This is a genomic window from Variovorax beijingensis (genome assembly GCF_007828835.1).
Classification (GTDB): domain Bacteria; phylum Pseudomonadota; class Gammaproteobacteria; order Burkholderiales; family Burkholderiaceae_C; genus Variovorax; species Variovorax beijingensis_A.
Window position 1 is genome coordinate 861,381 of sequence record NZ_VIVL01000002.1, and the last position, 26,293, is coordinate 887,673.

At 66.2% G+C, this 26,293-nt stretch carries 27 protein-coding genes; 5 read left to right on the top strand and 22 right to left on the bottom strand.

Going from position 1 to position 26,293, the window contains the following annotated elements:
• Window positions 1-4 precede the first annotated feature (4 nt).
• A complete protein-coding gene (locus FB547_RS10425; RefSeq protein WP_145741896.1) occupies window positions 5-1,000 on the top strand; it encodes a tripartite tricarboxylate transporter substrate binding protein in 996 nt (331 codons plus the stop codon).
• Between the two features lie 22 nt (window positions 1,001-1,022).
• A complete protein-coding gene (locus FB547_RS10430) occupies window positions 1,023-2,339 on the top strand; it encodes an aromatic ring-hydroxylating dioxygenase subunit alpha (RefSeq protein ID WP_025569455.1) in 1,317 nt (438 codons plus the stop codon).
• On the opposite strand, the gene FB547_RS10435 is transcribed toward FB547_RS10430, so the two are convergent.
• Genes FB547_RS10435 through FB547_RS10455 form a run of 5 tightly spaced genes read right to left on the bottom strand, consistent with a single transcriptional unit; the run spans window position 2,336 to window position 5,826 of the window.
• Window positions 2,336-2,683, bottom strand: a complete 348-nt coding sequence (locus FB547_RS10435) for a DOPA 4,5-dioxygenase family protein (protein WP_025569454.1) — start codon at window positions 2,681-2,683, stop codon at window positions 2,336-2,338. The genes FB547_RS10430 and FB547_RS10435 overlap by 4 nt on opposite strands.
• A 21-nt stretch (window positions 2,684-2,704) precedes the next feature.
• Window positions 2,705-3,745, bottom strand: a complete 1,041-nt coding sequence (locus FB547_RS10440) for an SRPBCC domain-containing protein (protein WP_145741898.1) — start codon at window positions 3,743-3,745, stop codon at window positions 2,705-2,707.
• Window positions 3,742-4,716 (bottom strand): SAM-dependent methyltransferase, encoded by a 975-nt coding sequence (locus FB547_RS10445; RefSeq protein WP_145741900.1) that lies wholly within the window; start codon window positions 4,714-4,716, stop codon window positions 3,742-3,744. Before FB547_RS10445 ends, FB547_RS10440 begins: the two co-directional genes overlap by 4 nt.
• A gap of 20 nt (window positions 4,717-4,736) precedes the next feature.
• Window positions 4,737-5,162: a thiol-disulfide oxidoreductase DCC family protein gene (locus tag FB547_RS10450; RefSeq protein WP_145741902.1), complete on the bottom strand. Its 426-nt coding sequence runs from the start codon at window positions 5,160-5,162 to the stop codon at window positions 4,737-4,739.
• Between the two features lie 58 nt (window positions 5,163-5,220).
• The gene (locus FB547_RS10455) at window positions 5,221-5,826 is read right to left on the bottom strand and encodes a GbsR/MarR family transcriptional regulator (protein WP_145741904.1); all 606 of its coding nucleotides are present in this window, start codon (window positions 5,824-5,826) and stop codon (window positions 5,221-5,223) included.
• Between the two features lie 117 nt (window positions 5,827-5,943).
• Between FB547_RS10455 and FB547_RS10460 the strand changes: the two genes are divergently transcribed.
• Window positions 5,944-7,038 carry a PA0069 family radical SAM protein gene (locus tag FB547_RS10460; protein ID WP_145741906.1) on the top strand — a complete coding sequence of 365 codons (1,095 nt, stop codon included), beginning with the start codon at window positions 5,944-5,946 and terminating at the stop codon, window positions 7,036-7,038.
• Window positions 7,039-7,154: 116 nt separating this feature from the next.
• The gene (locus tag FB547_RS10465) at window positions 7,155-7,661 is read left to right on the top strand and encodes a gluconokinase (protein WP_261380255.1); all 507 of its coding nucleotides are present in this window, start codon (window positions 7,155-7,157) and stop codon (window positions 7,659-7,661) included.
• Window positions 7,662-7,671: 10 nt separating this feature from the next.
• Here the strand turns inward: FB547_RS10465 and gnd are convergent, their stop codons facing one another.
• From gnd to FB547_RS10520, 11 genes are all read right to left on the bottom strand, one after another.
• A complete protein-coding gene (gene gnd, locus FB547_RS10470; protein WP_145741908.1) occupies window positions 7,672-9,096 on the bottom strand; it encodes a decarboxylating NADP(+)-dependent phosphogluconate dehydrogenase in 1,425 nt (474 codons plus the stop codon).
• Window positions 9,097-9,203: 107 nt separating this feature from the next.
• Entirely contained in the window at window positions 9,204-9,812 is a 609-nt protein-coding gene (locus tag FB547_RS10475) for a 3'-5' exonuclease (protein ID WP_145741910.1), read from the bottom strand.
• Entirely contained in the window at window positions 9,809-10,195 is a 387-nt protein-coding gene (locus tag FB547_RS10480; protein ID WP_145741912.1) for a TfoX/Sxy family protein, read from the bottom strand. Before FB547_RS10480 ends, FB547_RS10475 begins: the two co-directional genes overlap by 4 nt.
• Before the next feature lie 19 nt (window positions 10,196-10,214).
• Window positions 10,215-10,604, bottom strand: a complete 390-nt coding sequence (locus FB547_RS10485; protein ID WP_145741914.1) for a VOC family protein — start codon at window positions 10,602-10,604, stop codon at window positions 10,215-10,217.
• Window positions 10,605-10,630: 26 nt separating this feature from the next.
• Window positions 10,631-11,134, bottom strand: a complete 504-nt coding sequence (locus FB547_RS10490) for a GNAT family N-acetyltransferase (protein ID WP_223262442.1) — start codon at window positions 11,132-11,134, stop codon at window positions 10,631-10,633.
• A 36-nt stretch (window positions 11,135-11,170) separates the two neighbouring features.
• A complete protein-coding gene (gene fghA, locus FB547_RS10495; RefSeq protein WP_145741916.1) occupies window positions 11,171-12,046 on the bottom strand; it encodes an S-formylglutathione hydrolase in 876 nt (291 codons plus the stop codon).
• Window positions 12,043-12,969, bottom strand: a complete 927-nt coding sequence (locus tag FB547_RS10500; protein WP_145741918.1) for an alpha/beta fold hydrolase — start codon at window positions 12,967-12,969, stop codon at window positions 12,043-12,045. Before FB547_RS10500 ends, fghA begins: the two co-directional genes overlap by 4 nt.
• A gap of 21 nt (window positions 12,970-12,990) precedes the next feature.
• Window positions 12,991-14,097: an S-(hydroxymethyl)glutathione dehydrogenase/class III alcohol dehydrogenase gene (locus tag FB547_RS10505; RefSeq protein ID WP_021006426.1), complete on the bottom strand. Its 1,107-nt coding sequence runs from the start codon at window positions 14,095-14,097 to the stop codon at window positions 12,991-12,993.
• A gap of 41 nt (window positions 14,098-14,138) precedes the next feature.
• The gene (locus FB547_RS10510; protein WP_145741920.1) at window positions 14,139-14,777 is read right to left on the bottom strand and encodes a glutathione S-transferase family protein; all 639 of its coding nucleotides are present in this window, start codon (window positions 14,775-14,777) and stop codon (window positions 14,139-14,141) included.
• Window positions 14,774-15,637, bottom strand: coding sequence for an aromatic ring-hydroxylating oxygenase subunit alpha (locus tag FB547_RS10515; RefSeq protein WP_145741922.1), 864 nt, complete (start codon window positions 15,635-15,637; stop codon window positions 14,774-14,776). Before FB547_RS10515 ends, FB547_RS10510 begins: the two co-directional genes overlap by 4 nt.
• 13 nt (window positions 15,638-15,650) lie before the next feature.
• Window positions 15,651-16,328: a Rieske (2Fe-2S) protein gene (locus FB547_RS10520; RefSeq protein WP_145741924.1), complete on the bottom strand. Its 678-nt coding sequence runs from the start codon at window positions 16,326-16,328 to the stop codon at window positions 15,651-15,653.
• A gap of 55 nt (window positions 16,329-16,383) precedes the next feature.
• Here FB547_RS10520 and aroQ point away from each other — a divergent pair, with 55 nt between their 5' ends.
• Window positions 16,384-16,824 (top strand): type II 3-dehydroquinate dehydratase, encoded by a 441-nt coding sequence (aroQ, locus tag FB547_RS10525; protein ID WP_145741926.1) that lies wholly within the window; start codon window positions 16,384-16,386, stop codon window positions 16,822-16,824.
• A 21-nt stretch (window positions 16,825-16,845) separates the two neighbouring features.
• On the opposite strand, the gene FB547_RS10530 is transcribed toward aroQ, so the two are convergent.
• The 6 genes from FB547_RS10530 to grpE all read right to left on the bottom strand — a co-directional run bounded on the left by FB547_RS10530 (window position 16,846) and on the right by grpE (window position 26,265).
• Window positions 16,846-18,393 (bottom strand): SpoVR family protein, encoded by a 1,548-nt coding sequence (locus tag FB547_RS10530; RefSeq protein ID WP_145741928.1) that lies wholly within the window; start codon window positions 18,391-18,393, stop codon window positions 16,846-16,848.
• The gene (locus tag FB547_RS10535; RefSeq protein ID WP_145741930.1) at window positions 18,390-19,682 is read right to left on the bottom strand and encodes a YeaH/YhbH family protein; all 1,293 of its coding nucleotides are present in this window, start codon (window positions 19,680-19,682) and stop codon (window positions 18,390-18,392) included. The genes FB547_RS10530 and FB547_RS10535 overlap by 4 nt, the downstream gene beginning before the upstream one ends.
• Before the next feature lie 67 nt (window positions 19,683-19,749).
• On the bottom strand, window positions 19,750-21,672 hold the full coding sequence (locus FB547_RS10540) for a PrkA family serine protein kinase (RefSeq protein ID WP_145741932.1): 1,923 nt from the start codon (window positions 21,670-21,672) through the stop codon (window positions 19,750-19,752).
• Between the two features lie 730 nt (window positions 21,673-22,402).
• The gene (dnaJ, locus tag FB547_RS10545; RefSeq protein ID WP_145741934.1) at window positions 22,403-23,539 is read right to left on the bottom strand and encodes a molecular chaperone DnaJ; all 1,137 of its coding nucleotides are present in this window, start codon (window positions 23,537-23,539) and stop codon (window positions 22,403-22,405) included.
• Between the two features lie 97 nt (window positions 23,540-23,636).
• Window positions 23,637-25,577, bottom strand: coding sequence for a molecular chaperone DnaK (gene dnaK, locus FB547_RS10550; protein WP_145741936.1), 1,941 nt, complete (start codon window positions 25,575-25,577; stop codon window positions 23,637-23,639).
• 112 nt (window positions 25,578-25,689) lie between these two features.
• A complete protein-coding gene (gene grpE / locus FB547_RS10555) occupies window positions 25,690-26,265 on the bottom strand; it encodes a nucleotide exchange factor GrpE (protein WP_025569775.1) in 576 nt (191 codons plus the stop codon).
• Window positions 26,266-26,293 lie beyond the last annotated feature (28 nt).

The window sequence follows — 26,293 nt, forward strand, 5'->3', positions numbered from 1 at the left end:
GAGCATGAAGTTCACCCGTCGCAAAGCGGTCCGTACCGCTGCCGCCATTGCCGCATCGAGCCTTGCGCTGCTGGCCGCCGGCAGCGCCATGGCGCAGGCCTGGCCGGCCAGGCCGATCACCGTCGTCGTTTCCTATCCCGCGGGCGGCGACACCGATGCGGTCGCGCGCATCTATGCCGAGAAGCTCTCGCTGCGCCTCGGGCAGCCTGTGCTCGTCGACAACCGGCCCGGCGCCAGCGGCATGATCGGCAACGCCTGGGTTGCCAGGGCCGCGCCGGATGGCTACACGCTGCTGTTCACTCCCAGCACCTTTGCGATCGCGCAGCACGTGCTGAAGGCCGGCCCCGGCGTGGCGCACGACGTGGTCAAGGATTTCACGCCCATCGTGAAGACCGGGAACATACCGCTGCTGCTGGTGACCGCCCCATCGACCGGCATCAAGACCGTGGCGCAGCTGGTGGCCGACGCCAGGGCCGGCAAGGCGCTGAGCTACGGCACGCCGGGCGCGGGCTCGCCGATGCACATCGCGGGCGAACTCTTCAACAAGGACGCCGGAACGCAGATTGCCCATGCGCCGTATCGCGGCGTGGCGCCGGTGGTGAACGACGCGCTCGGCGGCCACGTGGGCGTGGGCTGGATCACGCCAGGCGCGGTGGCGGGCCACATCGCCAGCGGCAAGCTGGTCCCGCTGGCCGTGGCCGAACGCCAGCGCACGAAGCTGATGCCCGGCGTGCCCACCCTGGTCGAGCTTGGCTACAAGGACGTGGACGTCAGCGCCTGGATGGGCCTGCTCGGCCCCAGGGGCATGCCGGCGGAGCTGGTGCAGGCGCTGAACCGCCAATTCAACGAAGTGCTGAGGATGCCCGACGTGCAGGCCCGCATGGCCGCGCTCGGCATCGAACCCGTCGGCGGCGCGCCGTCGGTGCTGGCGCAGCAGATCGCGGACGACGACCAGCGCTTCGGCAGGCTGGTGAAGGAATTCGGCATTCGCGCCGAATGAACCGGAACAAGGAGACAAGCACATGCTGAGCGAAGAGAAGAACCGCCTGCTGACCGAGGTCGGTCCCGGCAAGCCGATGGGCGACTACCTGCGCCGCTACTGGCATCCGATTGCCGGAGCGAGCGAGTTCGACGACCAGGCCGTCAAGCCGCTGCGCATCCTGGGCGAGGACCTGGTGCTCTACAAGGACCTGGGCGGCAACTACGGCTTGGTGGACCGCCGCTGCCCGCACCGCAATGCCGACATGTCCTACGGCTTCGTCGAGCAGTGCGGCCTGCGTTGCAGCTATCACGGCTGGCAATACGACCAGAGCGGCCAGTGCGTGCACCAGCCCTTCGAGGAAACGATGGACCCGGGCGCGCGCATGCGCAGGAACACGAAGATCAAGGCCTACCCCGTGCAGGAGAAGGCCGGGCTGCTCTGGGCCTACATGGGGCCGCAGCCCGCACCGCTGCTGCCCGACTGGGAGCTGTTCAATTTCAGGAACGGTTTCGCGCAGGCCGTGTTCGCCGAGATACCGTGCAACTGGTTCCAGTGCCAGGAAAACTCCATCGACCCCGTGCATTTCGAGTGGACGCACAACAACTGGACCACCCGCCTGCAGGGCGACGAGGGCCCCTATGTGCCCACCCATCTGAAGCTCGCGTTCGAGGAGTTCGAGCACGGCTTCGTCTACAGGCGGTTGCGCGGCGGCGAGAGCGAGGACAACGTCATGTGGACAGCGGGCCGCGTCACGCTGTGGCCCAACGGATTTTTTCTCGGCCATCACTTCGAATGGCGCGTGCCCATCGACGACCACAACACCCTGAGCGTGCTGTGGGTCCTGAGCCGCGTGCCGACCGAGCAGGAGCCCTACGTGCAGGAGCGCATCCCGTCCTGGTACGGCCCGATCAAGGACCCGGCCACCGGCCGCTGGATCACGAGCCACGTGGCCAACCAGGACTTCGTCGTCTGGGTGGGGCAGGGCACGGTCACCGACCGCACCCGCGAAAAGCTCGGCCAGAGCGACAAGGGCATCGTGATGATGCGCCGCCGCTTCTTCGAGGAGATCGAGGCGATGCAGGCCGATCCGGCGCACGAGCCCAAGGGCCTGATCCGCGATGCCGCGATGAACCGCGACCTGCGGCTGCCTTCGGCCTGCCGCGACGAGATGCTCCACGGCCTGCCGCGCGCGCAGCTTGCCGCCCATCCGCTGCTCGGTCCCTACCTGAAGGATTTCTTCGGCCAGGCCGGACAGCCCGAGCATGTGCGCGCGGCCTACGAAAGCGCGATCGGCCAGAAGGTGGAAGGCGCGAAATTCTTCAAGGTGCACGGCAGCGCCGCGGAGCAGTCGAGTTAGCGCCGGAACATCCGCAGGTCGAGCGGGCTTTCCTCGCCGAGCCACATGGCATGCGCCGTGTGGTCGGCGAAGTCGTCGCCCGTGACGCCGTGCACGAAGATGTCGAGGCCGTTGCGGTGCGTCTCGAGCCATTCGATCACCTGGTCGAACTCGGCCGCGTCGAAGGCCAGCTGGCAGCTCCAGTGCGTGTGGGGGCCCACCAGCCGCTCGTGCACCCGGCCGACCACCACCATCAGTTCGCGGCCCGCCTCTTCGCACAGCTGCCTGGCCTGCGCCACCGTGGCGGGGCCGAAGTAGACGTGGGCGTGGTATTGCGGATAGAGGTTTTCGGGGCGGCGCGGCATGGTCCGCTCATTGTGGACTGTTCAGGCCGCGGCCGCCGCAGCGGTTTCGCTGCGCGCCTTGTAGAAGCGCAGGATGTGCTCGGAGAAGTCGCCCAGCAGGAACTGCGCCACGCGGTCGGCATACCAGTTGAAGCGCGTGCTCACGCGCCAGGAAACATCGATGCGAAGCTCCGTGCCGCCTTCGCGCGGCGTGAGCGTGTAGGCCGAATCGCGCAGGTCGAAATAGTGGCCGCCGATCACCACGTGGTCGTCCAGCGCGCCGGCGGGAAAGGAGTCGGGCGAGAAGCGGTAGCGCCACTTCACGCGCTGCAGCGGCTGCCACTCGGTGATGATTTCGTCGAAGTGCACGTCCTTTTGCCATTGCACCTTGCGCACGCGGCCTTCGGGGGTGTTCTGGGTCACGCCCGCCACCGGCATCGGCACGCCGATGCGGTAGGCCCAGGCATCGCCGACTTCGTTCGGGCGGATGTCCTGCGCATCGTTGAGCTCATGCCACACGCGCTCGGCGGGTGCGGCGATGAAGAGGGTGCGCGAAGTGCTCGAGATCTGTTCGGGGTTGGGCCATTGTGGCTCGATGGCGCCGAACACCAGCGGCAGCAAGGCGAAGCTGTAGAGCGCCGGCCTGGGCCAGTTCGTGATGCGGCAGACAATGCCCATCGCAAGCCCGCCGAGGCTGCCCATGACGCCGAAGAGGGGAACGATCACCACCGCGCAGACTATCCCTTCGATGAAGACCAGCAGCGTGCCCACGACGAACAGCGCGGTCGAGACCCACGGTGCCCAGATGTAGTAGCCCCAGCTGCGCCGCTCGATGCGCTCCGCCATGTAGACCGTGACCGCGCCGCACACGGCGGGGGCAAGGTAGATGAACGAACCCAGCATGGCCGAGAAGCGCTGGCCCGGCAGGCCGCTGAAGGCAATGCGCAGCACCAGCGCGGCGGCCGCGCCGACCAGCAGTGGCCAGAACCACGCGAAGGGAATAGGGTGCCTGGGCATGTCGCGCACCTGCGCGTCGGTGGGCGGGGGCTCGGGGGGCGTGGTTTGGCCGGGTTCGGTGCTCATGAAAATTGCTTCTCCTCGCTGCGCCTGGCCGTCACCATGCAGTAGTCGAAATCGCGCCAGAAAAGGCCCAGCACCAGCGCGCAGTAGCTGGCCACGATGTGCTTGCGGCGCCAGGGGCTGAGCCGCCCGCGCGCCTTCCAGAGTTCGGCCAGCGCGAAGCGCGTGGCAAGCACCGGGATGTGCAGCGCGCTGGGCGCCACGCGCCAGCGCAGCGACTGCACCTCGATGTCTTCGAAGCCGTGGTCGCGCAGCGCGGCAACGAAATCGTCCCGCACGGCCAGCGTGGGCACGGCCCAGCTGTCGGCCCACAGGCGGTGCAGCCAGCCGGCGCTGCGGCCGGGCTTCTCGCGCAGCAGGAAGCCGTCGATCACGGCGAGCCGCGCGCCGGGCTTCAGCAGGCGGGCCGCCTCGCGCACGAAATCGGCCTTGGCCGTGCCGCTCGCGTAGCAGGCGCTTTCCACGGCCCAGGCACCATCGGCCTGCGCGGCGGGCAGGCCGGTGCGGGTGTAGTCGGCTTCGATGTGCGCCACGCGGTCGGCCACGCCCGCGCCGGCATCGAGCCGCACGGCGATGCTGTTCTGCACGGCCACGTTGGTGACCGTGACGGCAAACAGCGACGGATCGTCGCCCACCAGCGTGCGCGCGGTGGCGCCGGCGCCGCAGCCAAGGTCGACCACGCAGCGGCGCTGCGTGCTTTCCTGCGCTGGCCGGGGCTCGTCGAGCTTCAGCGCGCGGCCGACGGCGCGGTTCATTTCCACCAGCATGCCTTCGCGCCGCAGCGGGTTCAGGCCGGGCCGCCAGAAGCCGAAGTGCATGTTGTAGCTGGGGCTCCATGCGCGGTAGTCGTCGGCCACCTCGGTGAAATAGTCCTGCGTGTCGGCCTTGGTGATGGAGGCTTCGGGCGCCGCGGAGGTTCGAGGCGCGGTGCGGGCGCCGGAGGGAGGGAAATCGGGCTGGAAGACGTTGGTCACGAGAGCTCCTTTTCTTTTTTTCAGATCCGGCAATTGCCGCCGGCGCAGGTGCGGGATGAGCGCGCGGCCTTGCCCGCGAGCAGGGCCACCAGCCAGCGCGGCAGCCGGTAGCGGTTGCGCGCAAGCACCGCATAGGCGCGGTCGGCCAGCGGCGCGAGCAGCGGGAGGTCGAGCAGGAAGCTGCCGCTCGGCAGCCCGACGGCGTCGCGGCAGGCGCAGATGGCGGGAACGCCCACGAACAGCTGCCCCGCTGCGTCGACCGCGTGGATGGCGGTCATCAGCGCCTCGCGCGGGGCCGGGCCCGCGTCGAAGCCGGCGGGCGAGCAGTCGACGAGGGTCAGGCGGGCTGCGGCATCGCGGGCCTTCATTGCGTTCATTTCTGCCATGCACAAGGCGCAGGTGGCATCGAAGTAGACGGTCAGCGGGTAGGTGGCGATGGCGCGCATGAGGTTTGTTTTCGTTGTTTCTGTCAAAACAGAAATAATGAGGCAAAAAAAGAGCGGCTCAAATCATCGGCAGGCTGGCATGGTGGGCATCGGGGTCGTCGTTGTCCTTCTTTGGCGCTGCAGGAGCTGCCACCTGCACCGCATCGCCGCGAACGAACTTCTGCACGCTGGCGCCGAGCGTCAGCACCTTGTCGAGCGTGCCGGGCGAGAGCCGCAGCATTTCGTCGGCCCAGGTGGCGAGCTTGCTCATGAGGTCCATGGTGGAGCGGATGCGGTCCTGCGCATCGGCGGGCTCCTTCTGGAAGTCAGGGCTCGAGACAATCTCGCGCAGCACGCGGATGGTCGGGTCGAACTCGCGCTCCTTGCGCTCGCGTACCACGGTGCGGAACAGCTCCCAGACGTCGACGCTGGTTTCGAAATAGTCGCGCCGGTCGCCCAGGATGTGCGTCACGCGCACCAGGTTCCACGCCTGCAGTTCCTTCAGGCTGTTGCTCACGTTGGAGCGGGCCACGCCCAGCGTGTCGGCGAGCTCTTCCGCATGCATGGGCCTGCCGCGCGCGAACAGCAGCGCATGGATCTGCGAGACCGTGCGGTTGACGCCCCACATGGAGCCCATTTCTCCCCAGTGGAGAACGAACTTGCGTTGGATGTCGGTGAGTTCCATGCGTTGGAGTCTAGGATTTTATAAATTTCTGTCAAGAGAGAAATTCAAAATCAGCTTGATCCCGGAAAAGCTTTGGAATACTGTGTAAACATACAGTATTCGAGAGAAGGACCTGCCATGCCCGCCGCCCGGATCCCCATCCACGCCATCAAGGGCCGCGGCGCGGCCACGCGCCTGGCGCACCGCTTTTCGCGCGACGAGCGCAATGCCTTCGACGACGGCTGGGGCACGCTCGAAGAAGGTGCGGCCGAAGCCGAGGAACTGCTGCCGCTCGCCACCGAAGTGCGCTTCGAGGACGTGAAATCGGTGCTCAATCAAAACGACTCGCCCGATATTTCCTTCGACCGCTCGCTCAACCCGTACCGCGGCTGCGAGCACGGCTGCATCTACTGTTTTGCGCGGCCCACGCACAGCTACCTCAATCTCTCGCCGGGGCTCGACTTCGAAACCAAACTCATCGCCAAGCGCAACATCGTCGAGGTGCTGCGTGCTGAACTCGGCCGCAGGAGCTACCGGCCCAGCCACATCGCGATCGGCACCGCCACCGACTGCTACCAGCCCATCGAACGCGAACTGCGGCTCACCCGCTCGGTGATCGAGCTGCTGAAGGAAACGCACCATCCGTTCGCGCTGGTCACGAAATCGAGCGCGGTGGAGCGCGACCTCGACCTCATCGCGCCCATGGCCGCCGAGCACCTGGCCGCGGTGTACATCACCGTGACCACGCTCGACGGCGAGCTGGCCCGCAAGCTGGAGCCGCGCGCTGCCGCGCCGCACCGGCGGCTGCGCACCATCCGCACGCTGGCCGAGGCGGGCGTGCCGGTGGGCGTGAGCGTGGCGCCGCAGATTCCCTTCGTCAACGAAGACATGGAACAGGTGCTCGAAGCCGCCTGGGACGCCGGTGCGCGCAACGCCTTCTACACGGTGATCCGGCTGCCCTGGGAAGTGGCACCGCTCTTCAAGCAATGGCTCGAACTGCACTACCCGCAGCGCGCGGACCGCATCATGGCGCGCATCCACGAGATGCGCGGCGGCAAGGACTACGACGCCGACTTTGCCACCCGCATGAAGGGCTCCGGCCTCTGGGCCGACCTGATCCGCCAGCGCTTCGAAAAGGCGGCGAACCGCATCGGCTTCAACCGCGAGCGCATTGCGCTCGATCTCGGCGCGTTCCGGCCACCTGGCGCAGCGGGGCAGGGCAGCCTGTTCTAAGGGCGGCCGCGGCGGTGGTCCTGTTCCGGCGAAAAAGCGCTGCATCATGAGGAAGTGGATTCAAGTTCCACTGAAGCGCGGAGAATATCTCCGCGGTCTCACCAGGAAGGGTATGTATGAACGGGCCATGGCTGGTCGTGATGGGTGTTTCGGGCTGCGGCAAGTCGAGCCTCGGGGCCGCGCTGGCGGTGGGGTTCGGGCTGCCGCTGATCGAGGGCGACGACTACCACCCGCCGGCCAATGTCGAGAAGATGAGCCGCGGCATCGCACTGACCGACGCGGACCGCGCCGGCTGGCTCGCGACGCTGGGGCAGAAGCTGGCGGCTGCGCCGCAGGGGGCGGTGCTGACCTGCTCCGCGCTCAAACGCAGCTACCGGGAGCAGTTGCGCGCGGCCGTGCCGGGCCTGCGCTTCGTGTTCATGGAGATCGAGCGCGCCGAAGCCGAGCGCCGCGTGGCCGCACGGGCGGGTGCAGGCGAGCACACGTTTCCCGCAAGCCTGGTGGCCAACCAGTTCGCGACGCTGGAGTCGCCGGTCGGCGAGCCGGGCGTGCTCGCGGTGGACGCAACCGAGCCGCTGGGGGGGCTGGTCGGGCAGGTGAAGGCCTGGTTGCCCGCGGGCTGATTTGCAGGGATCAGCCGATGACTTCCGGCCAGTTGGTATGGAAGAACTCGCCGGCCGGCTTGTCCACGCGCTCGTAGGTGTGGGCCCCGAAGAAGTCGCGCTGCGCCTGCAGCAGGTTCGCGGGCAGCCGCTCGGTGCGGTAGCTGTCGTAGTAGGCGAGCGAGGCGCTGAACGCCGGCACCGGAATGCCGTTGCCCACCGCCAGCGCCACCACCTCCCGCCAGTTCTGTTGCGTGCGGTTGAGCAGGTCCTTGAAGAAGGGGTCGAGCATCAGGTTGCCCAGTGACGGATCGCTGCGGTAGGCGTCGGTGATGCGGTTCAGAAAGCGCGCGCGGATGATGCAGCCGCCGCGCCAGATCGCTGCGATGCGGCCCAGGTCGAGCTTCCACGCCTTCTTCTCGCCCATGGTCTGGATCAGGTCGAAGCCCTGCGTGTAGCTGACCACCTTCGAGGCATAAAGCGCGTCGTGCACCTTGGCCACCAGCGCCTTCTTGTCGAGCGACAGTGCGATCTTCGGCCCCTGCAGCAGCTTGCTGGCCACCACGCGCGCCTTCTTTTGCGACGACAGCACGCGCGCCTCGACCGCGGCATTGATGGTGCTGATGACCACCGCGTTCTCGGCCGCGTTGACCAGCGTCCACTGGCCCGTACCCTTCTGGCCGGCCTTGTCGAGAATGAGCTCGACGATCGGCTGGCCGGTCTCCGGGTCCTTCTGTTCGAGGGCCTTGGCGGTGATCTGGATCAGGTAGCTCTGCAGCTCGCCCTCGTTCCATTCGCTGAAGACCGCCGCCATCTCGTCGGTGCTGAAGCCGGCCGCCTTGAACAGGCTGTAGGCCTCGCAGATCAGCTGCATGTCGCCGTACTCGATGCCGTTGTGCACCATCTTCACGTAGTGGCCCGCGCCGCCGGGGCCGATGTGGATCACGCAGGGCTCGCCGTCCACCTTGGCTGCGATGCTCTCGAAGATCGGCTTCATCACTTCCCAGGTGGAGAGCGGCCCGCCCGGCATGATCGACGGGCCCTTGCGCGCGCCTTCCTCGCCGCCCGACACGCCCGCGCCGATGAAGCGCAGGCCCTTGGTCTGGAGATACGCGTCGCGGCGTTCGGTGTCGGTGTAGAGGCTGTTGCCGCCGTCGATCACGATGTCGTCCTTGTCGAGCAGCGGGATCAGCTGCTCGATGACCTGGTCGACCGGTGCGCCGGCCTTCACCATGATCTGGATCTTGCGCGGCCGGGCCAGGCTCTGCACGAACTCCTCGAGCGTCTTCGCGCCGACCAGCTTCTTGCCGGGGTTGGCGGCCACGAAGGCTTCGGTGGTGGCTTCGGTGCGGTTGTACACGCTGACCTGGAAGCCGCGGCTTTCCACGTTCAGCACCAGGTTCTGGCCCATCACGGCCAAGCCGATCAATCCGAAATCGCTTTTGTTGTTGCTCATGGCCCTTCTTTCGTGTGCGGTCGATGTGGCTGACATTGTGCCGGGCGCGCCGCGGAGCCGAAGCCACAGGCGCCTAAGGCCGGGTGGGACGCAGGGGCGCCGGCGGTTCAGCCGCCGAACAGCGCGTCGAACACGCGGATCGACGCATAGGCATCGTTGGCCGCGTAGCGCATCTGCGCTTCGGTCAGCTGCCTGTTGGCCCAGTTCGAGGTGGTCGCCTTGCGCGATTTCACGAAGCGCCGGTTGAACACCAGCGCCACGGCCGCCTTCACGCCCACCGACTTGCGGTAACCGCGGTGGCGGAACTCGCTGTCGATGTCGAACACCGCCTTCGGCTCGATGTTGAGGCGGTTGCGGATCAGCGTGAGATCGGTCGAAAGGCCGAAGCCGACCTTCCGGAGTTCGGTGGAAGCAATCAGCGTTGCGACCACCGGGTTGCATTCGGTGCGGTGCAACTGGAACAGCCAGGCGGTTTCGCGCGTTGCGAACTGCACCACGTGCGGGCCGCCCGAGACCTCGTTCTTCGCGAAGGTGGGCTTGGATTCGGTGTCGAAGCCCGCAACGCCGGCGGCCAGCAATTCGGCGGCGGCATGCTCGGCGTCCTGCAGCGTGGAAACGACCACGATGTCTTTGAGGCCCAGGCCTTCGAAGGGTTCGAGCAGCGCGATCTGCTCGCGTTCGGGAAGGGGCGGCAGCGCGGGAGGGTTGTCGCTCACGACGAGGCTGCTTTCTTTTTTTTCTTCACTGGGGCTTTCCTGGCGGTTTTCTTCTTCGGCGGCTGGCCTGAACGCAGAGCCGCCTCATAGGCGCGGCGCCCCCAGAGCGCGGCTTCCTCGCGGTCTTCGAAAAGATCGGCCGGCGCCAGCCGGTACGACATCGGCATGGCCTTGCCTTCGCGGACATAGGTGAAGGGCGGCAGGTTCAGCCTGTCGAAATGCTCGGCGCTGCCGGCATCGGACTTGAGGTAGAGCGTGTCCTTGGCAACGAGCGCAATCATGCGGCCCTCGTGCCACACGCCGTGGCCGCCGAACATGCGGCGCGTTTCGATGCGGCCGAGGCGCTCGAAAACTTCGTGCAGGCTTTGGACGAATGCGCTCATCGGTCAGGCTTCGTGCGGCTCATGCAGTGATCTCGATGCGGTTGCCGTCGGGGTCGAGCACCACGCTCTCGTAGTAGCCGTCGCCGGTGCGGCGCGGACCGTCGAGCAGCGGGTAGCCGTCCGACTTGAGCCGCTGCGTCAGTTCGTCGACGGCAGCCTCCGAACCCACGCTGATGGCCAGGTGCGTCCAGCCCATGCGTTGGGCACCGGGTTCGGCGGGCACCGGCGAGAGCGTGCGGGTGCTCATGGCCTCGATGCGCGCGCCATCGCCCAGGCTCAGGAAGCAGGACGCGAAGCCCTTGGCCGGATTGACATAGCCCGCACCGGCCGTGGCGCCGAAGTAGTCGACGTAGAAGCGCTTGCAGCGTTCGAGATCGGTGGTCCAGAGGGCGATGTGATCGATGCGCATGGAGAAAGGACAGGGAAGGAAGGCGCTCAGCCGGTGCGCCGCGGCTGCCGCGGCGGGCTTGCCGGATACCAATGGTAGGCGACCCGTTCGCGTCCGCTGGCCGGGTGCCGGTCGACCGCGCCGCGCACCAGGCCGTAGCGTTCGTAGAAGCGCTGCGCCGCGGTGTTGCTGGTGGCTACGTGAAGTTTCCAGCCGAGCGGCATGCGCACGCTGGCTTCGTCGAGCAGCGCCTGCCCCAGGCCCTGGTTGCGAAGATGAGGTTCGACGAACAGCTGCGCCACGTATTCGCGCCGCACCAGCAGCACCATGAAGGCGAGCACCTGGCCTTCGCGTTCGGCCAGCACCACGTCGGCGGGTGGCACGAATTCGGTTTGCACGCGCCGCAGCCAATGCGTGATCGGCTCGATGACGGCGGCATTCCGGTTGGCCGCAATCCAGGCGCGGCGCCAGATGCCGGCCAGCGCCAGGCTCTCTTCGGCGGCGCCGTCGCGGGACCGCAACTGGAAGGCGGGAATCTGTGCTGCGGACATGCGTCCCATGATAAGCCGCCCGTGGGCCGCGGTCGATCAGCCGCGCAGTGTTTGCGCGTGGTGCGCGATGTGGTCTGCCATGAAGGTCTGGATGAAGTAGTAGCCGTGGTCGTAGCCCGCATGGCGGCGCAGCGTGAGCGGCTGGCCGGCGGCAAAGCAGGCAGCCTCGAAGGCTTCCGGATGCAGCTGCTCGGCCAGGAATTTGTCGGCCAGCCCCTGGTCGATCAACAGGCCTTGCCGATAGGGTGCGGCGGTCTGCGACGTCATGAGCGCACTGGCGTCGTGCGCGAGCCACTGCGCCCGGTCGCCGCCGGGTTCACCCAGGTAGCCGCCGAACGCCTTCTGGCCCCATGGGCATTGCGTGGGCGCGCAGATGGGCGCGAAGGCCGACAAGGACTTGAAGCGCCCCGGATGCCGCAGCGCCAGCGTGAGCGCGCCGTGGCCGCCCATCGAATGGCCGAAGATACCCAGGTGCTGGTCGTCGATGGCGAAGTGCCGTCCCACCAGGGGCAGCAGCTCATGCACGATCCAGCTTTCCATGCGCCAGTGGGTGGACCAGGGCGATTCGGTGGCGTCGAGGTAGAAGCCCGCGCCAATGCCGAAGTCCCAGTGGGCGGTGGCGCCGGGCAGGTTTTCGGCGATGCTGCCGCGCGGGCTGGTGTCGGGCGCGATCAGCGCCAGGCCCAGGCTGGCGGCCATGCGCTGCGCGCCGGCCTTCACTGCAAAGGTTTCCTCGTTGCAGGTCAGCCCCGCAAGATAGAGCAGGGCCGGCACGCGCTCGTGCGCGGCCTGCGGCGGCAGGTAGACCGAAAAGCGCATCGGCAGGCCGATCTCGTGCGAGGCATGCTCGTGGAAGCTCTGCACGCCGCCGAAGGCATGGTGCTCGGAAAGGGTCTTGAGGGTGTCGGTCATCGGGGAGTGTTGTTGTGCAGCAATGCGGGCACGAGTTCGAGCACGGCGTCGGCAAAGATGCGCGGCGCCTCCTGCGGCAGGTTGTGGCCCGCGCCGGGCACCAGGCGGTGCGAGCGCGGGCCGCTGAAGCGGTGCGCATGGGCCGAGGCATCGGCAGGCGGGCGCACGCCGTCGTCGATGCCGTCGAAGGTGATGGCGGGCACGCTGATCGCGGGCTGCGCGGCCAGCCGGCGCTCGATGTCCGCGTAGGCCGGGTCGCCCGCAACCAGGCCGAAGCGATGCCGGTACGAGTGGATCACCACCTCGACGAAATCAGGATGGTCGAAGGCCGCGGCGCTGCGTTCGAAGGTGGCCTCGTCGAACGTCCAGGTCGGCGACCAGAGCCGCCACAGCAGCCGCGTGAGCGCCCTGCGGTCCTTCGCGAGGCCGGCGCGGCCGCGCTCGCTGTGGAAGTAGTACTGGTACCAGAGGCTGTGCTCGCTTTCTGGCGTATCCGGCTCCATCGCCTTGGCAATGTTCTGGATGTTGTAGCTGTTGAGCGAAACCAGGCCCGCGCAGCGCTCGGGCCACAGCGCCGCCACCACGCAGGCGGCGCGGCCGCCCCAGTCGTAGCCGGCGAGCACCGCGCGTTCGATCTTCAGCGCGTCGAGCAGCGCGAGCAGGTCGGCGCCGAACGCCGCCTGTTCGCCCGAGCGCGGCGTGGCGTCGTGCAGGAAGCGCGTGGCGCCGTAGCCGCGCATGTACGGAACGATCACGCGGCAGCCCTGCTCGGCGAGCATCGGCGCGACTTCCGCGTAGGTGTGGATGTCGTACGGAAAGCCGTGCATCAGCAGCACGGGCGGGCCGCTGGACGGGCCTGTCTCGTAGTAGGCGACTTCGAGGACGCCCGCTTCGATCTTGCGCAGGGGTTCTATGCGGCTCATGGCGGGCGTTCTCCTCGAAGGCTAGTAAAGCACCACGCCGCGAATGGATTCGCCGCGCTTCATGAGGTCGAAGCCCTTGTTGATGTCTTCGAGCGGCATGGTGTGCGTGATCAGGTCGTCGATGTTGATCTTGCCTTCCATGTACCAGTCGACGATCTTCGGAACGTCGGTGCGCCCGCGCGCGCCGCCGAAGGCCGAGCCTTCCCACTTGCGGCCCGTGACGAGCTGGAACGGCCGCGTGCTGATCTCCGCACCCGCCTCGGCCACGCCGATGATGATGCTGCGGCCCCAGCCCTTGTGCGTGCATTCGAGCGCCTGGCGCATCACCTTTGTGTTGCCGATGCACTCGAAGCTGTAGTCGGCGCCACCGTCGGTCAGCTGCACGATCGCATCGACGATGTTCTCGTGCTCCTTCGGGTTGAGGAAGTGCGTCATGCCGAACTTGCGCGCCATCGCTTCGCGCTCGGGGTTCAGGTCGACGCCGATGATCTTGTCGGCACCCACCATCTTCGCGCCCTGGATCACGTTCAGGCCAATGCCTCCGAGGCCGAACACCACCACGTTGGCGCCGGCTTCCACCTTGGCCGTGAAGATCACCGCGCCGATGCCTGTGGTCACGCCGCAGCCGATGTAGCAGACCTTGTCGAAGGGCGCGTCCTCGCGGATCTTGGCCAGCGAAATTTCAGGAGCGACCGTGTAGTTGCTGAAGGTTGACGTGCCCATGTAGTGGAAGATGGGCTTGCCGTCCAGGCTGAAGCGCGAGGTGGCATCGGGCATCAGGCCCTTGCCCTGCGTGCCGCGGATCAGCTGGCAGAGGTTGGTCTTGCGCGACAGGCAGAACTTGCACTGGCGGCATTCGGGCGTGTAGAGCGGAATGACGTGGTCGCCCTTTTTCAACGTGGTGACGCCGGGGCCCACGTCGACCACGATGCCCGCGCCCTCATGGCCGAGGATGGCCGGGAAGATGCCTTCGGGGTCGGCGCCCGAGAGGGTGTAGTAGTCGGTGTGGCAGATGCCGGTGGCCTTGATCTCCACCAGCACCTCGCCGAATTTCGGCCCTTCGAGGTCCACGGTTTCGATGGTGAGCGGAGCTCCGGATTTCCAGGCGACGGCAGCTTTGGTTTTCATGGCGTTTCAGGGCAAAGGGACAAGGATAGCGAGGCCGGCGTTCAGGCGGCCCCGGCGGCAAAGATACCCGACATTCCGATGAAGCCGGGCAGGTGGCGGAAGCTCCAGATCCAGTGCCGCAGGGCGGGATACTCGTCCAGCAAAATGCCGCCTTCGCCGGCCAGCGCCGCATAGGGAAAGCAGGCCAGGTCGGCCACCGTTGGATGCGGGCCGGCCAGCCACTGCTGGCCCTCGCTGGCGCGCTCGGCCAGGTGGTCGTCCAGCAGGCGGAAGGCTGCGTGTGCACCGCGCCGGCAGGCTTCGAAGTCGATGTTCTCGTAGCCGAAGGCGTCGTGCAGCCGCGCGGCCGAGGCGGTGCGGGTGAGCTCGTCGGCGGTGGCGAACCACATCGCGATCTGGCCGCGCAGCTGCGGATCATCCGGATACCAGCGGCTCTGCGCGTCGTGCCTGCTTGCGAGATAGACGAGGATGGCCTGCGCGTCGCGCAGCAGGAAGCCGCCGTCGTCGATCACCGGGAGCTGGCCCAGCGGGTTGACGTGCGCCAGGAACGCGGCCGACTTGTGCTCGCGGCCCGGATGGAAGTCGACCGGCACGCGCTGGTAGTCAAGGCCGAGCCAGGCGAGCATCTGCCGCACCTTGAAGCAGTTGCCCGACAGGGCGTAGTCGTAGAGCCGGATCATGCGGCTTGCCTCACGCCGAAGCGCATGCCGCGCTCGCGCAGCCAGCGCCGGTAGGTCACCGAAGAGGTGTCGCCCCGCGTTGGCGTTTCGGCGCGGCCTTCGAGCGGCATGCGCTTGAAGGCGTGGTTCTCCAGGATCGGCTTGTCCTGCCCGAAGATCGTCTGCTGGAACGCGATGAGCTCGGCATCGGTGGAGGTGTCGTCGTAGCAGGCCAGCAGCGTATGGGCGATCACGTGCTCGTCGTCCAGCGGCTGGAGGAACAGGCCGATGGCGTCGAGCTCGCCGGCGCGCGAGCTCGACTTGTAGAGCATGGCGGAAAGTGGCTGCATCACCCGGTACTTGTAGAGCACTTCGCTGCCGCTGCCGTGGGCGGCCGAGGCGCGGGGCTGCCAGAAGCGGCAGTCTGTGGCCCAGATCTCGTCCGTGGCGGGATCGACCTGCACCTGGTACTTGGCCACCTCGGTGTGCGGCACCTGACCCAGGGAGCCGGCGTGCACGAAGGGGAAGTGCGCCATGTCGAGAAAGTTCTCGATCACGCGCAAGCCCGACACCGCCACGCCGATGCCTCCGCAATCGACGATGCGGCGCCCGGGCTCGTCGTATTCGGGAAAGTCGAACAGCGGCCGTGCCGGCCGGCCGCTCGGGCAGACCCAGAGATAGCCGTGGCGCGCCTGGACCGAGAGCGCCTGCGCGCCGAGCCGGCATTGCGGGGTGCCGGCGGCATCGGCCCACAACTGCAGCGTTTCCCCGAGCAGGCGAACTGCGCGGGGCTGTGTTTCGGAGGTGCCGGCGAGCGCGGCCGCGGGGCCGGCGACGAGCCAGTCGTCGAGCATGTTGGGGTCATCGGTGGCGAAGGGCATGGTGTTCTTCCGGTCAGGCCGCCTGCTGCCGCGCTTCGATTTCGCCGCGCAGTGCGCGCGCGGCGATGTGCAGGTTCTTCATCGCGTCGCTGCCGGGTGCGGCAGGCGTCCAGAGGTGAATGAAGGTCAGGCTCGGCTGGGCGTCGAGCACCAGCGCGGTGGCGTCGACGTGGTCGAGCGCGCCGCGCATGGCGAGCGCCGGCGCTTCTTCCGCGAATCCGCGCGCCGCGAGCGCATCGCGCACGCGGGTCGCGCCATCGCGCACGCAGAGCGTGCGGCAGAACGACCAGCCGGGCGGCACGGCGTCGCCCGGCGGCGGAGAAGGCGGCGCCTCGGCCGCGAGGCTCACCCACAGCATGCCGGCCGCTTCGGTTGCGTGGAACACCTTCGCGCACACGTTGCGCGGCGCCGGCATGCCCGGATGGGCGGGAATGCTCGCGCACTGGCCGCTATCGGCGTCGTACTGCCAGCCGTGGTACGCGCAGGCGAGGCGGTCCTGCACCACCTGCCCCAGCGTGAAGCGCACGCTGCGGTGCGGGCAGCGGTTTTCCCAGGCCTGCGCAGCGCCGCTGGCCGAACGCCAGAGGGCCAGTTCCTGGCCTTCGGCAAGGCCCGCGACGATGTTGGCGCCGGGGCGCAGATCGGCCGAGCGGGCCACGGGGTGCCAGGTTGGAATGCTGTCTGTGCTCATGATGCGCGCCACCTTAGCGCAACCATAATGGCGGCATCGCACCTTGGCATTCATCATGAAGAAAATACTCGTCCTCAACGGCCCCAATCTCAACCTTCTCGGCACCCGCGAACCCGAGCAATACGGACGCGACACGCTGGCCGACGTGGAACGCCTGTGCCAGGACGCCGGCGCGAAGCACGGCGTGGAGATCGAATGCCGCCAGTCGAACCACGAGGGCGTACTGATCGACTGGATCCACGAGGCCGGCCGCGAGGTGGCCGCCGGCCACATGCTCGGCGTGGTGATGAACCCGGGCGCCTACACCCACACCTCGATCGCGCTGCACGATGCCATCAAGGGCGCGAGCGTGCCGCTGATCGAACTGCACATCTCGAACGTGCATGCGCGCGAGGAGTTTCGCCACCGCTCGTACATTTCGCCCGCGGCGCGCGGCATCATCGTGGGACTTGGCGTGAAGGGCTACGCGCTGGCCATTGCGGCCCTGGTGCCCTGACGAGCCTGGCGGCGCTGCCGGTCAGTCGGTTTGCCGCGGCGCGGCGGCCTTCCAGCTGCGGCTGATGTGGCCTTGGGCGTCGACGCTTTCCAGGTGCACATCGAAGCCCCACAGCCGTGCGACGTGCTTGAGCACCTCTTCGGCATCATCGTGCAGCGGCAGGTTGTTGCGCTGCGTGTGGCGCAGCGTCAGGGCGCGGTCGCCGCGCATGTTGACGTTCCACACCTGGATGTCGGGCTCCCTGCTGCCGATGTCGTACTGGCGTGACAGCGATTCGCGCAGCGCGTGGTAGCCGCTGTCGTCGTGGATGGCGGACACCTCCAGTTCGGGTTCGCTCTGGTGGTCGCGGATCGCGAACAGCCTGAAATCGCGCATGGTCTTGGGGCTCAGGAACTGGCCGACAAAGCTCTCGTCCTTGAAGTTGCGCATCGCGTAGTCGAGCGTCTTGACCCAGTCGGTGCCCGCAAAGTCAGGGAACCAGCGGCGGTCTTCCTCGGTAGGCTTCTCGCAGATGCGCCGCAGCTCGGTGAACATCGAGAAGCCCAGCGCATAGGGATTGATGCCGCTGTAGGCGCGATGCCCGACGGGCGGCTGGAAGATCACGCCGGTGTGCGAGCTGAGCCATTCCATCATGAAGCCGTCGGCGAGCTGGCCGCGGTCGTACATGGTGTTCAGCAGGGTGTAGTGCCAGAACGTGGCCCAGCCCTCGTTCATGACCTGGGTCTGGCGCTGCGGATAGAAATACTGCGCGATCTTGCGCACGATGCGCACCACCTCGCGCTGCCAGGGCTCGAGCAGCGCGGCATTCTTCTCGATGAAGTAGAGCAGGTTTTCCTGCGGTTCCGAGGGGAAGCGGCGCGACGAGTCGGATTCGGCCGTGTGTTCGCTCTTGCGCGGCAGGGTGCGCCAGAGGTCGTTGACCTGCTGCTGCATGTGGCGCTCGCGTTCGGCGCGCTGCGTACTCTCCTGCGCCAGCGAACGCTTCTGCGGACGGCGATAGCGGTCGACGCCGTAGTTCATCAGCGCGTGGCAGGAGTCGAGCAACTGCTCCACTGCGTCGAGTCCGTGGCGTTCCTCGCATTCGGCGATGTAGTGCCGCGCATAGACGAGGTAGTCGATGATCGAGGACGCATCGGTCCACATCCGGAACAGGTAGTTGCCCTTGAAGAAGCTGTTGTGGCCATAGGCCGCATGCGCGATCACCAGGGCCTGCATGGCCATGGTGTTCTCTTCCATCAGGTAGGCAATGCAGGGGTCCGAGTTGATGACGATCTCGTAGGCCAGCCCCATGTGGCCGCGGCGGTAGTTCTTCTCGGTGGCGATGAACTGCTTGCCGTAGGACCAGTGGCGGTAGATCATGGGCATGCCGACGCTGGCATAGGCATCCATCATCTGCTCGGCGGTGATCACCTCGAGCTGGTTCGGGTACACGTCCAGGCCGAAGCTCCTGGCCGTCTTCGCGATCTCGGCGTGGTAGGTCTCGATGAGATCGAAGGTCCAGTCCGACGGACTGGGCAGGCGCTCCAGGCGCTCGGTGCCGCGCTCGAGGGGAGGGTGGTCGGAGGTCATGCGGGCACTCCCTCCTTCTTGAAGAGGTCGCGGAAGACGGGATAGATGTCCCGTGCGTCCGATACCTTGCGCATCGCAAAATTGGGCTCGATGCCTTCGAGCTGCGCGTATTCCTGCCACAGGTTCTGCTCGGTCTCGGCCACCTGCACATAGGCGTAGTAGCGCACCACCGGCAGGATGTGGTCGACCAGCAGCTCGCGGCAGCGCCCGCTGTCCTGGTGCCAGTTGTCGCCGTCGCTCGCCTGCGCGCCGTAGACGTTCCATTCGCCGCTCGGGTAGCGCGCCTTGATGATCTCGTCCATCAGCACCAGCGCGCTCGACACCACGGTGCCGCCGGTTTCGGTGGCATGGAAGAACTCTTCCTCGGTGACTTCCTGCGCCTGCGTGTGGTGGCGCAGGAACACGAGGTCGATGGTTTCGTAATGGCGCGTGAGGAACATGTACAGCAGCATGAAGAAGCGCTTGGCCATGTCCTTGCGCGCCTCGTCCATCGAGCCCGACACGTCCATCAGGCAGAACATCACGGCCTTGGCGCTGGGAACGGGCGTCTTCACGCGGTTGCGGTAGCGCAGGTCGATCGGATCGATGTAGGGCACGTGGCGCGACGTGCGGCGCAACTCGGCGATCCGCTCCTCGGTCTCCAGGATTTCCTTCTGGATGAAAGGCTGCTCGGCCTGCGGGTGCCCGCGCAGGTGCAGCAGGTGCGCCTCCAGGCGGCGCAGCTCCTTGCGCGGCTCGCCGCCCAGCGCGATGCGCCGCGCCAGGGCGCCGCGCATCGAGCGCACCACGTGCAGGTTGTTGGGCGAGCCGTCGCTCGTGAAGCCGGCGCGGTGGCTCTTCCATTCGGGGACTTCGGCGATCTGGGTGCGAACGAGGTGCGGCAGCGCCAGGTCGTCGAAGAACACGCGCATGAACTCTTCGCGCGTGAGGCGGAAGACGAAGTCGTCCTCGCCCTCACCGCCATCTCCGGCTTCGCCGCTTCCCGAGCCGCCGCCGGCCTGTCCCTCGGGACGCGCAATGCGGTCGCCCTTCAGGTATTCCTGGTTGCCCGGGTGCACGTATTCGCGGTCGCCGCCGCGCGCATGGCCGAAGACGGGTTCGGACACATCGTGGCGCGGCAGGGTGACATCTTCGCCTTGCTCCAGTTCGCGGATGTTGCGCCCGCTGACCGCGCGCCGCACGGCCTCCTGGATCTGCCCTCGGTAGCGCCTGAGGAAGCGCTCGCGGTTGCCAATGGACTTGTTCTTGCCCGAAAGCCGGCGGTCGATGATCTGCTGCAGGATGGCCACGATGTTGTCAAAGCTCCTTGCAAAAAGGGGGCGAAGCCTTTGGGGCCCCGCCGCTGTGAACTGCCCGCTATGAACTCTTGCGCACGCGCAGGTACCACTCGCAGAGCAGGCGGACCTGCTTGGCCGTATAGCCTTTCTCGACCATGCGGGTCACGAAGTCCTCGTGCTTCTTCTGTTCGTCGGCGCTGCTCTTGGTGTTGAAGCTGATCACCGGCAGGAGTTCCTCGGTGTTGGAGAACATCTTCTTCTCGATCACCGCGCGCAGCTTCTCGTAGCTGGTCCACGCCGGGTTGCGGCCGGCGTTGCCGGCACGCGCGCGCAGCACGAAGTTGACGATCTCATTGCGGAAGTCCTTCGGGTTGCCGATGCCCGCGGGCCGCTCGATCTTCTCGAGTTCGGCGTTGAGCGAGGCGCGGTCGAACACTTCGCCGGTGTCTACGTCGCGGAACTCCTGGTCCTGGATCCAGTAGTCGGCATAGGTGACGTAGCGGTCGAAGATGTTCTGGCCGTACTCGCTGTAGCTCTCCAGGTAGGCGGTCTGGATTTCCTTGCCGATGAACTCGGCATAGCGCGGCGCCAGCAGCTCCTTGATGTAGCTGATGTACTTCTGCTCGGTTTCCGGCGGAAACTGCTCGCGCTCGATCTGCTGCTCGAGCACGTACATCAGGTGCACCGGGTTGGCCGCCACCTCGGAGCTGTCGAAGTTGAACACCTTCGAGATGATCTTGAACGCGAAGCGGGTCGAGACGCCGCTCATGCCTTCGTCGACGCCGGCATAGTCGCGGTATTCCTGGATCGACTTGGCCTTGGGGTCGGTGTCCTTGAGGTTCTCGCCGTCGTAGACCTGCATCTTGCTGTAGATGCTGGAGTTCTCGGGCTCCTTCAGCCGGGTGAGCACCGAGAACTGGGCCATCATGCGAAGCGTTCCGGGGGCGCACGGCGCCTTGGCGAGCGACGAGTTGCGCACCAGCTTCTCGTAGATCTTGATCTCCTCGGAGGCGCGCAGGCAGTAGGGCACCTTGACGATGTAGATGCGGTCGAGGAAAGCCTCGTTGTTCTTGTTGTTGCGGAAGGCCTTCCATTCGCTCTCGTTGCTGTGCGCCAGCACGATGCCGTCGAATGGAATGGCGCCGAAGCCCTCGGTGCCCTTGAAGTTGCTTTCCTGGGTGGCCGTGAGCAGCGGATGCAGCACCTTGATGGGCGCCTTGAACATTTCCACGAACTCCAGCAGGCCCTGGTTGGCCAGGCACAGGCCCCCCGAATAGGCGTAGGCATCGGGGTCGTCCTGGGCGTAGGTCTCGAGCTTGCGGATGTCGATCTTGCCGACCAGCGAGGAGATGTCCTGGTTGTTCTCGTCGCCGGGCTCGGTCTTGGCCACGGCGATCTGGCGCAGCACCGACGGGTAGCGCTTGACCACCTTGAACTGGCGGATGTCGCCGCCGTACTCCTCGAGCCGCTTCACGGCCCAGGGCGAGAGGATGCGGTTCAGGTAGCGCCGCGGGATGCCGTATTCCTTCTCGAGGATCTCGCCGTCTTCGGCGGCGTCGAAGAGGCCCAGCGGCGTTTCGTTGACCGGCGAACCCTGGATGGCATAGAAGGGTACATGCTCCATGAGCTGCTTCAGACGCTCGGCGATCGAGCTCTTGCCGCCGCCGACGGGGCCGAGCAGATAGAGGATCTGCTTCTTTTCCTCCAGGCCCTGGGCGGCATGCCTGAAGTACGACACCACCTGCTCGATGGCGTCCTCCATGCCGTAGAACTCCTTGAACGCCGGGTAGATCTTGATGACCTTGTTCGCGAAGATTCGCGAAAGCCGGGAATCGTTGCGCGTGTCGACCAGCTCGGGTTCGCCGATGGCCTTGAGCATCCGCTCGGACGCGGTGGCATACGCGGTGGGATCGCGTTTGCAGATATCCAGGAAGTCCTGCAGCGAGAGGACTTCCTCGCGGGTGCGCTCGTAACGGGCGGCAAAGTTGCTGATCACATCCATGGTCACGCCTCCATCAGGTCTGCGGGTTTATTGGCCCGAAGCCGGCAGCCGCAACGCGTAGCAACTTTTTAAAGGTGTACCGCCCATGGCTGCAAGCCATCGAAACTCCCTTAATCTCCATCTGCACAAACAGCATAAAGCAAAGAGTGCACCCGGAAAATTCTTTGTTAAATCAGAACCACAGTGCCGAGTAAAGTTCCTGAGAAAAACCCGCAGCATTTGGCAATTCCAGCTAAATTTCAGGGTTCGGGCTATCGAACTCAGCGCCACCCTGCCGCCCAGTGAAAATACCTATGGCGATCGGCATATGCAGTCATTGCATCTTTTCCGGCGAAAGCACCTCCTAATGAGCTCCCGGTTGCTCAAAGCGGTTACAGACCAATAACGCGCCGGGTCGCGTTTAGGTTTATTGCTCAATCGAAAAATATATAAAAGCAATCCCCGCGCCATCTTTTGATGGGCATGTCGCGCATGTGGGCGTGGGAAAGCGCGCCAAGGCGTGGTCGGCGAGGTTCCGGGGCGGCGTCGTCATGGTGCGCGGCACCGAACGAGGTCGGCAGGCACCGTTCGCGTGCGCGAAGCGGCGCGGCATCGGCGCGAGTCCGTGCCGCGCTTTCCAACTACTTGAAAAGACAGGGGAATCGGCAGCGCCGGGCCTCAGGATGGCGCCGGCCGGAGGTCGAGGCAGGGCGCAGCGAAGTGCGCCTTGCTGCATGCCGGCGCCTCTTCTTCAGCTGAAGAATTCCTTGGCCTTGTCGAACCAGCCCTTGTCGGTCGGGCTGTGCTTGTCGCCGCCCTTCTTGAGCGATTCGTCGAGCTCCTTGAGCAGCTTGCGCTGGTGCTCGGTGAGCTTGACCGGGGTTTCGACGCGCACGTGGCAGTACAGGTCACCCGGATAGCTGGAGCGCACGCCCTTGATGCCCTTGCCGCGCAGGCGGAACTGCTTGCCGCTCTGGGTGCCGTCGGGAATGTCGATGGCGGCGGCGCCCTTGAGCGTGGGCACGCTGATCTCTCCGCCGAGTGCCGCGGTGGTCATGCTCACGGGCACCACGCAGTGCAGGTCGTCACCGTCGCGCTCGAACAGTTCGTGCTTCTTGAGGCGGATCTCGATGTAGAGATCGCCGGGCGGCCCGCCGTTGGTGCCCGGTTCGCCGTTGCCGGTGCTGCGGATGCGCATGCCGTCGTCGATGCCGGCCGGGATCTTGACCTCGAGCGTCTTGTTGTTCTTGATCTTGCCCTGGCCATGGCACACGGTGCAGGGCTCGGGAATGATCTTGCCGCTGCCGTGGCAGGTGGGGCAGGTCTGCTGCACGCTGAAGAAGCCCTGGCGCATCTGCACGGCGCCGGCGCCGTGGCAGGTGGTGCAGGTGATGGGCTTGGTGCCGGGCTTGGCGCCGGTGCCCTTGCAGGTGCCGCAGTCGTCCCAACTGGGGATGCGGATCTGCGCTTCCTTGCCCTCGGCCGCTTCTTCCAGCGTGACTTCCATCGCATAGCTCAGGTCGCTGCCGCGGAACACCTGGCGCCCGCCGCTGGTGCGCCCGCGCGCGCCGCCGAACACGTCGCCGAAGATGTCGCCAAAGGCCTCCGCAAAGCCGCCGAAGCCTTCGGCACCCGGGCCGCCGCGCATGTTGGGGTCGACGCCGGCGTGGCCGTACTGGTCGTAGGCCGCGCGTTTCTGCGCGTCCGACAGCATTTCGTAGGCTTCCTTGACCTCCTTGAACTTGGACTCGGCGTCCTTGGTGGTGTCGCCGTGGTTGCGGTCCGGGTGGTGCTTCATCGCAAGCTTGCGATAAGCCTTCTTGATTTCCTCCTCGCTCGCGTTCTTGGGAACGCCGAGGGTCTCGTAGTAGTCGCGTTTTGTGGCCATGGCTGGTTCGGTCGGGGCTGGCGGGAAGCCGTAACTTGAAGCGAGAAAGGCTGGAACACCCGGTCAGGTGGTCCAGCCTCGTTCGAAGGACTGAGGATCAGCCCTTCTTGACTTCCTTGACCTCGGCGTCGACCACGTTGTCGTCGGCCGGTGCGCTTGCAGCTTCCGGGCCAGCAGCAGCGGCACCCGGGCCGCCGGCGGCGCCGGCCGCGGCCTGCGCATCGGCGTACATCTTCTCGCCGAGCTTCTGGCTCGCGGTCATCAGCGTGTTGGTCTTTTCCTCGATCGAGGCCTTGTCCTCGCCCTTGAGGACTTCTTCCAGGTCCTTGATCGCGGCTTCGATCTTTTCCTTCTCGCCGGCGTCCAGGCTCGCGCCGTGCTCGCCGAGCGACTTCTTCACGCTGTGCACCATGGCTTCACCCTGGTTGCGGGCCTGCGCCAGCTCGACCTTCTTCTTGTCCTCGGCCGCGTTGAGCTCGGCGTCCTTCACCATCTTCTGGATCTCGTCTTCCGACAGGCCCGAGTTCGCCTTGATGGTGATCTTGTTTTCCTTGCCGGTGCCCTTGTCCTTGGCGCCCACGTGCAGGATGCCGTTGGCGTCGATGTCGAAGCTCACCTCGATCTGCGGCGTGCCGCGCGCTGCCGGCGGAATGCCTTCGAGGTTGAATTCGCCCAGCAGCTTGTTGCCCGAGGCGATCTCGCGCTCGCCCTGGAACACCTTGATGGTCACGGCCGGCTGGTTGTCCTCGGCGGTGGAGAAGGTCTGCGCGAACTTCGTCGGGATCGTGGTGTTCTTCGTGATCATCTTGGTCATCACGCCGCCCATGGTCTCGATGCCCAGCGACAGCGGGGTCACGTCCAGCAGCAGCACGTCCTTGCGGTCGCCCGAGAGCACCTGGCCCTGGATGGCGGCGCCGACGGCCACGGCTTCATCGGGGTTCACGTCCTTGCGCGGCTCCTTGCCGAAGAAGGCCTTCACCTTTTCCTGCACCTTGGGCATGCGGGTCATGCCGCCGACCAGGATCACGTCGTTGATGTCCGACACGCTGATGCCGGCGTCCTTGATGGCCAGGCGGCAGGGCGCGATGGTGCGCTCGACCAGCTCGTCGACCAGGCTTTCGAGCTTGGCGCGCGTGAGCTTGATGTTCAGGTGCTTCGGACCCGAGGCATCGGCCGTGATGTAGGGCAGGTTGATGTCGGTCTGCGCGCTGTTCGACAGCTCGATCTTGGCCTTTTCGGCCGCTTCCTTCAGGCGTTGCAGCGCGAGCACGTCCTTGCCCAGGTCCACGCCTTGCTCTTTCTTGAACTCGGCAATGATGTAGTCGATGATGCGCTGGTCGAAGTCTTCGCCGCCCAGGAAGGTGTCGCCGTTGGTCGACAGCACTTCGAACTGCTTCTCGCCGTCGACGTCCGCGATCTCGATGATCGAGATGTCGAAGGTGCCGCCGCCGAGGTCATACACGGCGATCTTGCGGTCGGCCTTGTCCTGCTTGTCGAGGCCGAAGGCCAGGGCAGCAGCGGTAGGCTCGTTGATGATGCGCTTGACGTCCAGGCCCGCGATGCGGCCGGCGTCCTTGGTGGCCTGGCGCTGCGCGTCGTTGAAGTAGGCCGGCACCGTGATCACGGCTTCGGTCACGGGCTCGCCGAGATAGTCTTCGGCGGTCTTCTTCATCTTGCGCAGGATGTCGGCGCTGACTTGCTGGGGCGCGATCTTCTTGCCGCGCACTTCCACCCACGCGTCGCCGTTGTCGGCCTTCGCGATGGTATAGGGCATCAGGTCGATGTCCTTCTGGACTTCCTTCTCCTCGAACTTGCGGCCGATCAGGCGCTTGATCGCGTACAGCGTGTTCTTGGGATTGGTCACGGCCTGGCGCTTGGCCGAGGCACCGACCAGCACTTCGCCGTCTTCCTGGTAGGCCACGATCGACGGCGTGGTGCGCGCACCTTCCGAGTTCTCGATCACACGCGTGGTGTTGCCTTCCATGATCGACACGCACGAGTTGGTGGTGCCGAGGTCGATGCCGATGATCTTTGCCATGTTCTTACTCCTGAAAGCCTGAAAAATATGTTGTTATGAACTTGTGGATAACCCGGCGCGATTCAAGGTATGAAGCGGGGATTTCCTGTGGGAATCGTGTGTGCCGCGCCGCTTACTTGGGGGCGCTGACCGTGACCAGCGCCGGGCGCAGCACGCGGTCGTTGATGGTGTAGCCCTTCTGGAGCACGGTCACCACGGTGTTGGGCTCCTGCTCGGGAGCGGGCACCACCGAGATGGCCTGGTGCTGGTGCGGGTCGAACCTGGCGCCGGGAGCGGGGGCCACCTCGATCACCTTGTTGCGTTCGAGCGCGCTCTTGAGCTGGCGCAGCGTGGCTTCGGCGCCTTCGCGGATCTGTTCGGGCGTGGCGTCCTTGATGGCCAGGCCGGCTTCGAGGCTGTCGGTCACCGGCAGCAGGCTCTCGGCAAAGGCTTCGACCGCGAACTTGCGCGCCTTGGTGATTTCGTCGTCGGCGCGGCGGCGGGCGTTCTGGACGTCGGCCTGGGCGCGCAGGTACTGGTCGGACAGTTCGGCGTTCCTGGCCTGCAGGGCAGCGAGTTCGCCCTGGGCCGCGGCCAGCGCGTCCTGCGCCTCCGCTTCGTTGGCAGCCTGTGCGGCTTCCAGTTCTTCGGGGCTTGGCTCGCCTTGCAGCATTTGCGAATTCTGTGCGGATTGTTGCGGGTCAGACATTTTTCAAAGAACCGGCGGGGGCCGGGAA